At 37.5% G+C, this 10,750-nt stretch carries 15 protein-coding genes; 7 read left to right on the top strand and 8 right to left on the bottom strand.

The window, feature by feature from the left end; genetic code table 11:
- Positions 1-51: 51 nt before the first annotated feature.
- On the top strand, positions 52-1,029 hold the full coding sequence (locus tag RMB13_RS00350; protein WP_311084091.1) for a CocE/NonD family hydrolase: 978 nt from the start codon (positions 52-54) through the stop codon (positions 1,027-1,029).
- Positions 1,030-1,112: 83 nt separating this feature from the next.
- On the opposite strand, the gene RMB13_RS00345 is transcribed toward RMB13_RS00350, so the two are convergent.
- Entirely contained in the window at positions 1,113-1,973 is an 861-nt protein-coding gene (locus tag RMB13_RS00345) for an arylamine N-acetyltransferase (RefSeq protein WP_311084090.1), read from the bottom strand.
- 85 nt (positions 1,974-2,058) lie between these two features.
- Positions 2,059-2,787, bottom strand: a complete 729-nt coding sequence (locus RMB13_RS00340) for an alpha/beta hydrolase (protein WP_311084089.1) — start codon at positions 2,785-2,787, stop codon at positions 2,059-2,061.
- A gap of 289 nt (positions 2,788-3,076) precedes the next feature.
- Here RMB13_RS00340 and RMB13_RS00335 point away from each other — a divergent pair, with 289 nt between their 5' ends.
- From RMB13_RS00335 to RMB13_RS00325, 3 genes are all read left to right on the top strand, one after another.
- Positions 3,077-3,649: an isochorismatase family cysteine hydrolase gene (locus tag RMB13_RS00335; RefSeq protein WP_311084087.1), complete on the top strand. Its 573-nt coding sequence runs from the start codon at positions 3,077-3,079 to the stop codon at positions 3,647-3,649.
- A complete protein-coding gene (locus tag RMB13_RS00330; protein ID WP_311084086.1) occupies positions 3,649-4,662 on the top strand; it encodes an FUSC family protein in 1,014 nt (337 codons plus the stop codon). Before RMB13_RS00335 ends, RMB13_RS00330 begins: the two co-directional genes overlap by 1 nt.
- Before the next feature lie 88 nt (positions 4,663-4,750).
- Positions 4,751-5,203, top strand: coding sequence for a MarR family winged helix-turn-helix transcriptional regulator (locus RMB13_RS00325; protein ID WP_281831219.1), 453 nt, complete (start codon positions 4,751-4,753; stop codon positions 5,201-5,203).
- A gap of 56 nt (positions 5,204-5,259) precedes the next feature.
- On the opposite strand, the gene RMB13_RS00320 is transcribed toward RMB13_RS00325, so the two are convergent.
- Entirely contained in the window at positions 5,260-6,720 is a 1,461-nt protein-coding gene (locus RMB13_RS00320; RefSeq protein ID WP_281831221.1) for a carotenoid oxygenase family protein, read from the bottom strand.
- Positions 6,721-6,823: 103 nt separating this feature from the next.
- Here RMB13_RS00320 and RMB13_RS00315 point away from each other — a divergent pair, with 103 nt between their 5' ends.
- The gene (locus RMB13_RS00315; protein WP_311084085.1) at positions 6,824-7,435 is read left to right on the top strand and encodes a TetR/AcrR family transcriptional regulator; all 612 of its coding nucleotides are present in this window, start codon (positions 6,824-6,826) and stop codon (positions 7,433-7,435) included.
- Positions 7,436-7,472: 37 nt separating this feature from the next.
- Here the strand turns inward: RMB13_RS00315 and RMB13_RS00310 are convergent, their stop codons facing one another.
- The 3 genes from RMB13_RS00310 to RMB13_RS00300 form a co-directional block, all read right to left on the bottom strand.
- Positions 7,473-7,856, bottom strand: a complete 384-nt coding sequence (locus RMB13_RS00310; RefSeq protein ID WP_311084084.1) for a hypothetical protein — start codon at positions 7,854-7,856, stop codon at positions 7,473-7,475.
- A 176-nt stretch (positions 7,857-8,032) separates the two neighbouring features.
- Entirely contained in the window at positions 8,033-8,746 is a 714-nt protein-coding gene (locus RMB13_RS00305) for a DUF2314 domain-containing protein (protein ID WP_311084092.1), read from the bottom strand.
- Between the two features lie 239 nt (positions 8,747-8,985).
- Positions 8,986-9,195 (bottom strand): hypothetical protein, encoded by a 210-nt coding sequence (locus tag RMB13_RS00300; RefSeq protein ID WP_004643165.1) that lies wholly within the window; start codon positions 9,193-9,195, stop codon positions 8,986-8,988.
- 353 nt (positions 9,196-9,548) lie between these two features.
- Between RMB13_RS00300 and RMB13_RS00295 the strand changes: the two genes are divergently transcribed.
- Complete coding sequence (locus RMB13_RS00295) at positions 9,549-9,725, top strand: hypothetical protein (RefSeq protein WP_003652272.1); 177 nt, start codon at positions 9,549-9,551, stop codon at positions 9,723-9,725.
- A gap of 274 nt (positions 9,726-9,999) precedes the next feature.
- Here RMB13_RS00295 and RMB13_RS00290 read toward each other — a convergent pair whose 3' ends face one another.
- Positions 10,000-10,230: a hypothetical protein gene (locus RMB13_RS00290; RefSeq protein ID WP_311084083.1), complete on the bottom strand. Its 231-nt coding sequence runs from the start codon at positions 10,228-10,230 to the stop codon at positions 10,000-10,002.
- A 95-nt stretch (positions 10,231-10,325) separates the two neighbouring features.
- On the opposite strand from RMB13_RS00290, the gene RMB13_RS00285 reads away from it, so the two are divergent.
- Complete coding sequence (locus RMB13_RS00285; protein ID WP_311084082.1) at positions 10,326-10,454, top strand: hypothetical protein; 129 nt, start codon at positions 10,326-10,328, stop codon at positions 10,452-10,454.
- Here RMB13_RS00285 and RMB13_RS00280 read toward each other — a convergent pair.
- On the bottom strand, positions 10,448-10,750 hold a 303-nt coding region (locus RMB13_RS00280; RefSeq protein ID WP_311084081.1), incomplete at its 5' end, for a carotenoid oxygenase family protein. The genes RMB13_RS00285 and RMB13_RS00280 overlap by 7 nt on opposite strands.

Raw genomic sequence — 10,750 nt, 5'->3', positions numbered from 1 at the left:
TAATATTCTACTTTTAGAATCAAAGTACATCATTAATAATGAGTAACGATCATGTCGAAACATGGTAACTACACTAAAGAAAAAGTATCTTTTGATTCTTATGGTGATCAAGTCGTTGGTGATATTTATAAACCTCTTGGTAACGGACCATTCCCTACAGTAATTATCTTAGGTCCTTATTCTTTTCAAAAAGAACAAGCACCCACACAATATGCAACAAGAATGGCTGATGAAGGTTATTTGGCTCTAGCCTTTGATCCACGAACTGTGGGTGAAAGCGGAGGAATCCCTCGTCGTCTTGAAAACCCAAAAATGAAGAATGAGGATGTTGTTTCAGCTATTGACTACATGTTCACGCGACCTGATGTAGATACAAGCAAGATTTACCTTTTGGGAGTCTGCCAAGGTGGGCCGGAAATGCTTGATATTGCATCCTATGAAGATCGGGTTCAAGCTGTTGTATCGGTTACAGGTTATTATCGTGATACCGAGACTGATTTATTTATGATAGCTGCGGGGGTAACTGAAAATCCTTTTGATACAGCCACCGCTCCTTCAATTGAAGAACGTGAAGCACTCCTACAAAAGCGACTAAAACGCGCTCAAGAAGCAAAAGATCTTTATGAAACAACAGGTGAAGTCATTTACCAACCTCTTGTCTCCCCCGATCTTGGCGATCGAATAAGTGGTTCAAATGCAGGGCTGCCGGGACCTTTAGTATGGAGTTGGTATGGCCCATGGACATTAAAAGGTTGGGAAAACCAATATGCTGTCATGAGTGACCTTGATCATTTTTCTTACTCTACTGTAAGCGGCGTTTCTAAACTGACAAAGCCAGCTCTTATCATTCATTCAGATACCTGTATGAACCCAGCCGCTGCTCGTAGACATTACGACTCTATTCCAATATCTGATAAAGCATTAATTTGGGAAAATGGTACAAATCACTTCCAGTATTATGAACAGCCAGACGTAGTAGACAGAACTGTAGGGCATGTTACAAACTGGTTTAATAGTCACATCAATTAGTTTAAAAGCACTTCTTCTGAAAAGTTAAACTTCAAAGCCGGATTTTGGCCATCAAGTCCGACTTTGACCCAATTTATTTATTCTTACTCTAGCCTATCCCCAAGTTTCTTTAACAATAGATTTAAATCTTCATCAGGAATGGTTAAGTTAAAATTTTCTTTAAAGCACTTTCTATAATCTTCAATGCTAATCAATGTTTTCTTATGAAGCCCAGTATTTGAATATTCCTTCATAACATTGTTATTTATAGTTTTTCTTTTACCTTCATGAATAACTGAAAACATTAAATTTTGAGTAAACAAAGATTGTGGTGAAGTAGAAATATACCAATTAGCTGTAATGATGTCAGACTGCGCAATTCTATGCTCTGGATTGAATGCATATACATTTATCCAAGTATCCTTTATATAAACCTGTAACATAAATTTCATTCCAAGAAGTGCTGACTCGGCAACCCCTGAATTGCGGACATCAACCAAACGGAATGATTCATAAGGAGTATTTTGAACTTCATTTATCTTACTCAGTGATAAAACACCGGTTGGGGTCATTCCTCCAAAGCCTGGATCAAATAAAAAAAACTCATTATTTAAGTTAACGATTGTAAGTAGGTGTGTTTTTATAGGAGCTTCTGCGTGTGTGCCTTGATAATAAACCCTTCCTAAAAGATTAAATGCTTCAAACCCTAATTCATTTAAAACATAGGTAGTTAACACATTTTGTTCAAGACAATACCCTTCTCTTTCGTCATCTAAAAGTTTTTTCGCGACTTGCTCAACATCTACCAGTATACCATTTCCTAAAAATGCATCTAAATTGCCAAAAGGTATACTTTCAATATGTAAGTTTAGAATTTCTGAAAGATCATCAAATATTAAAGATACGTTTCTATGAAATCCAATTTTATTTAGATACTGTCGTGAGATAGATAAGCTAGAGTCCATATATTTTCCCAAACAAAAAAATAATAACTTATTAGTATAGCTTTACAATAATTTAACTCTGATGAAGCTCGTTTAAATTGAAAATTTAATTTTCAAAGTTACCCTCTCCCTGCCAGAGCTCCTTTTCAACTAACCAATTTGAAATCTTTAAAGCCAAGATGTCAGCTTGTTCAATTGGAATCATATGACCAGTATTATTAATCATCTCATGCTTTGCATATGGTAATTGATCTAATAATTCTATTGCTTCCTCATCAGAACGAAGTTGATCCTCACTACCAGAAATAATTAAGGTTGGACATATTATCTTGCTCATATCGTATGAACTTCTATCCAACATAGACTGTTTAATAAACTCGTCATAGCCTAATCTATTACCCATTTCCTGAATTCTTTTCACAAGATCTCGATTTTGAGCATTTGATGGATGAAGCGTTTTCGCAATAGAGATCGAACTCAGCCCACGGAAAGTTTCTTTAGAATTAAGTCGAATAGCAGTTAATTTTTGACTTTTTTGTTCCTCACTATCAGGGCGTAGTGAAGATGCTATTAGGATGAGTGCCTTAACTTTTTCAGGAAATTGTTCCGCTATAGATCTGGCAATATACCCCCCAAGTGAGAACCCAATCAGTACAAAGTTTTCAGGCACATTTTCAGCAATTTTTTGAGCAATTTCCTTTATTGTGCATCCGTCTTTTAAAGTAGCACGAAATATTTTCCATTCTCTAGGCAGGGCATTTACCAATTCATTCCAGAGAGACTCATCAAGCATAAAGCCAGGAATTAAAACAACAGAAAGAGATTTCTTATTCATAAATCAGTTAGCACCTTCTCCAATCATCTTCAAAGGTCATTTAAACATACCTCCATATCAGACATATACGCTAACTTCGTTGGTACACATCTGTATTTTTAAATTTTAAATTTAAAGTAAAAAATACCTAATTACTTGCATATTGAAGTTCCTCAAGGATCACGCGCTGGCGCGTTATGGCTTCTTAAGAGATACAGGTGATATTTTACTATAATAATATAGCTATGTTATTATAGATAAATGCCGTTTTAGGCTGCCAATTTATGTCATCAACCAGAGGCCATACATTGTGAATACTGCTCTGATCGCACTTGACTACATTTTAGATATTTCACATCCTGAAGGAAAAATTGCACGCTCAGCACAGCAAGTGCTGGAACGCAATGTCATCAGCCATGCCAATCGAGCATTGACGCTGGCACAACAGAAGGACTGGCTACGCATTCTGGTCAAGGTTGGCTTTGCCACTGGCTATGTTGACCAGCCCAAACACTCACGCATGTTTGGCCAAGTAGATAAATTCGGTGCCCTAGCACTAGATCAGCCTGGCACAGCGTTTCATCCCGATCTGGCATCTGAATTGGGAGAATTAGTAATCATCAAACCACGTGTTAGTGCCTTTTATGGCACCAACCTTGATGCGGCGCTGCGAGCGCGAGGTATCGAGCGGTTGATTATCTGTGGTGTCAGCAGTACTTGGGCGGTACAAAGCACGGTCCGCGACGCGCATGATCGAGATTATCAAGTATTGGTACTAGAAGAGGCTTGTGCGGCTGCCACGCTAGAAGAGCATCAGATATCGATGGAGACACTTGCCCACATCGCCGAAATTGTCACTCTAGAAGATCTAAAGGGTCGTTGATGCATCAGATGCTATCAGCATTAACATCAGAAATTGATCTGCAGTCGTTAAAACGTGCGGCGTGGGTGTTAGCGCCTTTACTAGCACTCACATTACTGACGGGTGACACCAATTGGCTGAAAGCTTCTATCCTGACCATTTCACTATTCATCACTTATGAAAGAGCCGAGTTAGCGCCGCTCGGTGTAGCATGCCAAGCCCTAGCCTTTCTGCTAGTCTTTCTAGCGTTATTGTTCGCCATGGGCCAACCCGTCATTTTTGTACTGGTCTGTGCACTGGCCGCCGCTGCGGCGGTGGGAGTGTCTGCTTATGGCGGCAAGCTGAGGTCTCTTGGAAACTTCACGTTTATTCCTGCGCTCTATCTAGCATGTGAGACTGCGGAAGGAATCGCCCCAGCGCAATACTCCCAGCATGCTCTTGTGCTATTGCCCTTTCTGATGGTTGCTGTGCTGCCAGTGTCAGTGATCTCACTTGTTGAACATATACAAACCAGCCACCGTTTGCGTCATATATTTAGGTTGCATCGTACCGGTGATCTCGGCACGCGAGCTGTATATGGCGAAGCTGTGGTGGCTGTGTGCCTCGCAGTGGCGTTAGCTGCAGCAATTGTCGAGTGGCGCCAACTGGATTATGGTCAATGGGTGATCTGGTCAGCCGCCAGCGTAGTAACCGGTGACATGGCAACAGCACGCCAGAAGTTGTATCAACGTGGAGCGGGAGCCTTGGTTGGCGTACCGCTTGGCATGCTGCTAGGCTATGCTATGCCACACAGCCTGCTGATGTATGAGCTTTTAACTATTACCGCTATGCTCACATTGGTGTCTTTCTCACACTATATACTGGGCTTCGGTGCTCGCTGTGCCTGCATCGCCAGTGCGATGATAGTAGTTGGCCAAACTCCCGATATTGCCGCAGAACGGGTGCTCAATGTGTTACTGGGAGGAGGCATCGGTCTGCTGTTTGTTTTTTTGCTGCATGTCGTCATTGCTTTCAAAACTCGCGCTCATAAATAAAGCTAAACTCTCGGTTTTACCAATTTAAGTTGACCACACAATCCCGTGGTGCAAAAATATGAATAGATATAGTTATTTATAAATAAAGATGAAGAAGAATCCTGAAGAAATAACACAGTTACGTACGCAGTTGATGTCCTTGGTCCGACGTATGCGGCGCGAAGCACGTAGTGACGAAAAATCTTGGGCCCAGCTGCTTCTGCTCGGTGCCATCGATCGCCATGGCGGGATGGCAACCCCTTCGGTGCTGGCTGAATCTGAAGGTATGCGTTCTTCCAATCTGGCCGCTGCACTACGTACTCTAGAAACCGATGGTCTGCTGAAACGTATACCTGATGCTGAGGATCGACGTAAGATCAGGGTAGTATTAACTCAAGAAGGCTTGAGCCTACTACATGAAAGCCGTGCACGACGTGAAACCTGGCTCTCTAATGCAATGGAACAATGTCTCACCGCCGAAGAGCAGACATTGTTAATCGCAGCAGGGCATTTAATGGCACGCATTGCCAACTCACCTTCACTGAAAGAGAATTCTTATTAACTCTATAAATTGTGCATTCTTTTAGCAGTTAGCAGAATGCACATTAAACTATCTTTTTAAATATCCACCCAATTTGCATGAAAACCTAAAGGCACTCGTACAGGTAAATCAATAGTAGCTTGGGGTTCTTTGCCAATTTTTTTGGAATCGAGTATTACTACTTTACTTGGCTTTATCCCGTCTAAAGCATGGATATACGAAATTAACCAACCATCACCCTCTTCACTCTCAGATTGTTTTGGCAAAAAAATCACTTCGCCAGTAAAATAATCATCACCATATGAATGCTTATAGGATTCACCTTTGAGTAAATCATGAACCAATAAATTATTTGCTTTTAAATTAATATTATCTACTGGCTCACCTTCATTTCCAACAGAAATTGAATAAGCAAAGCGATAGGGTTTCCCAACAAAACGTTCATCTAGACGAGGGAACTCTTGAGGAATTTTTGAAATTACTTCCCGTTTTAGAGTTTGAGTACCAAATTGCAGAGTCCATCTTTCAAACTGGATGAACTGTTTATCTACTGGCCCCTGAATAGACTCTGTAAAAGTCTTGGTGTGAACGCAAGCATCAAAAATGATATCGCCATTTTCAAGATCGTATGCATTAAATGAATGAAAAATAATACATGGATCTACATCAAACCATTTTATATCCTGTGCATCACCATTTTTTGGTAAGACACCTATTCGCGCAGGGTGCTTTTCATTCCATGAATAGGGCAATTGCATCCCTTGTAACATTCTCTCGATTGAAAAAGTTACAGGGAAATCCAGAACTAGCATTTTAGTTTTTGTCATACCGCAATCATGCATCATTGGCCCATGCTTAACAGGGATACTGACCCGCTTCTTAACTTGGCCCGATTGATCAATCACCTGATAATAGACTTGCATTGGCAGTAAAGCATCATAGCAAATCGCATGTAACTCTCCCGTATCTGGGTCAACATGAGGATGAGCTGTAAAAGGATAATTATCTTTACTGTTAAATAATCCATATTTAAGACTATTTAATTCATTGTCTAAAGCGACTGGAAACGGCCCCGATTCTGTTATTGTCCAGATCTTTCCTGCATGACCAATAATATTCGTATTTGCAACATCAACTGGACCTCGAGGCTCACCTTTTATTTTCTCTCGCCCTAATTTTTTATGTATGTGATGCGTCCCTACATATCGATTTTTATACCATAATGCTTGACCATCTTTTAACCTTAGACCATGTACCATCCCATCGCCCATAAACCAATTATAGTTTGCAGGGTTTTCAACTTCTAATGGATTTGGACCCATTCTTAACAAAATGCCATTTAATGAAGATGGTATTTCTCCATGCACAACCAAATCACTTGAAAAAACCTCTTCAGTAACTGGCGCAAAGGGACCTACAAGAAAAGGATTATCTGGGCTATAGGGAACTCGGCTTTGATGGAAACTCAGAAACTTCCCTACTACGGAAGAAACCAGCTTATTGTTAACAATTTCATTACGGATACTTGTCCTGTTCATTCGATTACATCCTACCTGTTGATTAATTTTTTGTATAATTCCAGTATGTATCAACGAATGTATACACTGTATACATAATTAAAACTACACGAGGATGTGTATAGTGTCAACATTGAACACAAATCCAACTTCTAGCTATCATCATGGTAATTTAAGAGAAGCTTTACTTATTAATGGCTTACAATTATTAGAGTCTAGTCAGGGCGTTGATTTTAGTATGCGAGAACTGACCCGCATGATTGGAGTCTCACCCAATGCGGTTTACAGACATTTTGCAAATAAGGAAGAACTACTGACCGCTTTAGCCATATATGGATTTGAACAATTAATAGAAGCTCAGGCGCATGCTATTCATAATGCAACCAATCCCAAAGACGGTTTTTTAAACTCGGGGAAAGAATACATATATTTTGCTATTAAAAATCCATCATTATTTAGACTGATGTATAGCCAGTTTACTGTCGCTCAAGATGATGAAAAATTAAAATCTATGACAAATTTATTCTATACAGGAATGGTATACGCAGCGGCAACAGCATTTGATGCCCCCGTCGATGCTGCCCAGAGTCAAACCATGGCAAGATTAGCTTGGGGAATGGTTCATGGTCTAAGCTATTTAATTATTGAAGGACAATTTAGTCATTTGAATAATGAAGAACTCGATCTCATGATCAATAATGTGCTAAAAACAGCGATAGCTGTATCAGGAAACTAGCTGCTTTTAAGTTCAAGAAACAGCAAAATATGATGAATCAATGTTTTCCTATCCTTATACGAAAACCATGAGGACTTTCATCCGTAATTTTAATTGTATAAAGATATTTAAGCTGTTTTTCATCTTTCCTCATATCAATTTTAACTACCCCATCAGCCTTCGCGCCAACTATATCAACTTTATAAGTGTAAAGTGGGCGTTTAGGGATAGAATAATGGTCCGATCCAAAACTACTGATACTATAACTTTTAATTTCTCCAAATTTCTCATTTATCGTTTTATCTGCATATATCACTGATTCAACTCTTTGAATATTTCCCTTATTATTAATAATGAAATATGCCCCACCAAAAATAAGAAAAATTACAGTTAATAAAGCGATGTTTCGTTTTTTCTTCAAATCTTTAAATTCTATAAACATGTTGTTTTGTCAATTTTTAGGAAAAAATATTCTATCAAACTTCAATCATTTATATTAATTTTAATCCAAATAGCTTTTAAATCTTTACTTAATTCTTATTAGGACTTGAAAGCTGACTTTATTTTTCATAAATTTCACTCATTAAAAAACCCTCCATTAGAGGGTTTGGATCAAAGCTAATTAAGTAAATTTACAATATTGCTCCATCCCATTTTATGAGCCAAATCTAAAGGAGTCATTGATTGGTTATTCACTTCTAACTTATTAGTATTCAACCTTAACAGTTCTTGAACAAATAAATAATTACCCGCTATAACTTCACGATGTAATAATTGATTACCACTTTCATCTTTTTCAGTAATAATTGTAGGGTCTGTATTTGTAATATTTATGAACTGATCCAAAATACTCTTACACATGGGATGTTCGTCTAGATTTTCGGGACAATTTTTCTGATCATAAACTAGAAAAATTTCATCAGGATTGCCAAAATCAATCCCCCACGCCTCATCATATTCTTTACGATTTACTGCATCTAAAGTTTTACGATATTCTTGAATCGTAAACCCACCATGAACAGTGCCATTAGATAAAAACATCCAATCAACTATGGACTCAAATTGAAGCCTTATAGTCTCACCAGCTTGCACATTATCAATAATATAAGGTTGGTTTAACAAAGTCCCTGAAATTGTACTCCCATCAAAATTAACTTGATCAATCCACATATACTCAATCAAAGGTTGATTTTTATCCTCAAGGTTTTCTTGGGTAAATGCACATTTCACATAAGCCAGTTCTAGAGCAGGAACAATTCGTCGATATTCCCAATAGAGTTCTCGCCAAAAATATTTAAATGTACTTATAGCTTTCTCAAAAGCTAGAATCATTTCCGGAGATTCATTCTTATGCAATTTATACATATTATCCATATAACAGTTAATTAATATTAAACTTGCTTATATTAACACTATGATAAATTTAAATATCTTTAAATTTCTCCACTATGAACACGAATGTTCAAAAAAAGAGACCTCCGCCAAGACCAAATCAAAGCAGGCGTCGTGGGCTGTAAGAAGTTCGGCAAATTAAAATCAACTATTAAAAAACCCACCGAAGTGGGTCATGTTTATTCTATATAATAGCTGTTGCCATCGGAACTGTTGAAAACCAAATTTAAAGTAGGGTAAATACATTCACCTTTTAACAAAATATATTCAACTTTGGGTCTCTGAACTCTAGATGAATGATTGATTTTATTAGTATTTACTTCTGTATAGTTTGCCTGCGCTCTTTTTTCTTTACCTTGGAAATCAATAATTGTAATGTCTTTTAGCATTAATATGCTCCAATTTAATCATACATATTATGCCCAACAATATTTTTATACTACCAATATTTTGTAGGCAACTAGATTGAATTAATTTTTAAAACTTTATTAATCCCATACCTTGAGAAAATTTATATATGTGTGCTTTATGTACTCCTACTTGAAAGTTGGATAACGTAATTTCAAAATTTAAAGGATAAGACTCAACAGGTTATATATAATTGATTTTATTTATGAAATAAGTCATCGAGATAAAGATCTTTTCTAGGACAAATCAACACACATAAGTCTTAAAACTACCGCAATGTAAAGGCTTTTAAAGCGTACTATGAATTCTCCCTAGTGAAGATAAGAAGATAAAAATGTCGGGTTTTAAAAGTTTTTCTCAAAATACAACTAACCACGCCAATATCATCAAAGCTAAAGTGAATAAGCATTCTGCAGCAACACCACCTACAGAAACTCAGCCTTCACAAGTTCCTGGCACCGTAAAAGATCTGCCTGAGAATAATGAACAACCTGATCCTAATAACAAATAATTTCTTATTAACAGTGCCTTGGAAGTTGTTTTGAGGCTCTGCTACTATAAAGAATAAATTAGTGCACTGATTTATTATACTATTAACTACTTTTATCAATTTGATTTGTTTAGTTATTTAAGAAATTACAGCCATTCATTCCAGAAAATTGATATGACTAGTCTCTCAGATATGAGGGGCTTTTTTAATTGTTTTTAGTTAGCCAGTATTTAGCCGACTCACCCTAGATAGATTAAGCCCGTCAAAATTGGCGGGCTTATTTTTTAATACCGAATTATGAAAGATATGGATGTTTTTGCGCTAAGTAATCATTCGCTATTTTTGTTGTCTCAGCATAGGTCAACTCCGCACACAGCCAAAATCGATATGTATTTTCACCAATAATATAGCTCTGGCGGTTGTATGTTGATTGTTTACTTGAATCTATTTCACTGGCTTCTAAGTACGTACCTTCACGGTTCTTAACAACTTCACCGTCTAAATCACCACCAATGCAAATGAACATTGTACTAATCCATATAATTATAAAGATCAGCTTAACACACAAAGTAAAAAGCCCCGCCAATAATCGATATTTAGCGAGGCTTTCTCTGCAAAAACATGTTCAACATTGCAGATCAGATTAACTGCGCACCCTGTAAACAACATGCACAGAAAAATAGTTCTATTTCTATTCGTCCACCCAATTTGCATGAAAACCCAAAGGCACTCGTACAGGCAGATCAATAGTAGCTTGAGGCTCTTGCCCAATTTTTTTTAGAATCGAGTATTACTACTTTACTTGGCTTTATCCCGTCTAAAGCATGGATATACGAAATTAACCAACCATCACCCTCTTCACTCTCAGATTGTTTTGGCAAAAAAATCACTTCGCCAGTAAAATAATCATCACCATATGAATGCTTATAGGATTCACCTTTGAGTAAATCATGAACCAGTAAATTATTGGCTTTTAAATTAATATTATCTACTGGCTCACCTTCATTTCCAACAGAAATTGAATAAGCAAAGCGATAGGGTTTCCC

The organism is Acinetobacter sp. V102_4 (genome assembly GCF_031799005.1).
In the GTDB taxonomy this organism is placed as follows: domain Bacteria; phylum Pseudomonadota; class Gammaproteobacteria; order Pseudomonadales; family Moraxellaceae; genus Acinetobacter; species Acinetobacter calcoaceticus.
This window is presented reverse-complemented; position numbering and strand designations above follow the sequence as displayed.

What these genes read in the sequence shown, in the direction of transcription:
- RMB13_RS00305 (WP_311084092.1), bottom strand. Translation starts at nt 8,746, where the DNA reads ATGATTCTAGCTTTTGAGAAAGCTATAAGTACATTTAAATATTTTTGG.
- RMB13_RS00295 (WP_003652272.1), top strand. Translation starts at nt 9,549, where the DNA reads ATGTCGGGTTTTAAAAGTTTTTCTCAAAATACAACTAACCACGCCAAT.
- RMB13_RS00340 (WP_311084089.1), bottom strand. Translation starts at nt 2,787, where the DNA reads ATGAATAAGAAATCTCTTTCTGTTGTTTTAATTCCTGGCTTTATGCTT.
- RMB13_RS00320 (WP_281831221.1), bottom strand. Translation starts at nt 6,720, where the DNA reads ATGAACAGGACAAGTATCCGTAATGAAATTGTTAACAATAAGCTGGTT.
- RMB13_RS00345 (WP_311084090.1), bottom strand. Translation starts at nt 1,973, where the DNA reads ATGGACTCTAGCTTATCTATCTCACGACAGTATCTAAATAAAATTGGA.
- RMB13_RS00310 (WP_311084084.1), bottom strand. Translation starts at nt 7,856, where the DNA reads ATGTTTATAGAATTTAAAGATTTGAAGAAAAAACGAAACATCGCTTTA.
- RMB13_RS00290 (WP_311084083.1), bottom strand. Translation starts at nt 10,230, where the DNA reads ATGTTCATTTGCATTGGTGGTGATTTAGACGGTGAAGTTGTTAAGAAC.
- RMB13_RS00285 (WP_311084082.1), top strand. Translation starts at nt 10,326, where the DNA reads ATGTTCAACATTGCAGATCAGATTAACTGCGCACCCTGTAAACAACAT.
- RMB13_RS00325 (WP_281831219.1), top strand. Translation starts at nt 4,751, where the DNA reads ATGAAGAAGAATCCTGAAGAAATAACACAGTTACGTACGCAGTTGATG.
- RMB13_RS00350 (WP_311084091.1), top strand. Translation starts at nt 52, where the DNA reads ATGTCGAAACATGGTAACTACACTAAAGAAAAAGTATCTTTTGATTCT.
- RMB13_RS00330 (WP_311084086.1), top strand. Translation starts at nt 3,649, where the DNA reads ATGCATCAGATGCTATCAGCATTAACATCAGAAATTGATCTGCAGTCG.
- RMB13_RS00300 (WP_004643165.1), bottom strand. Translation starts at nt 9,195, where the DNA reads ATGCTAAAAGACATTACAATTATTGATTTCCAAGGTAAAGAAAAAAGA.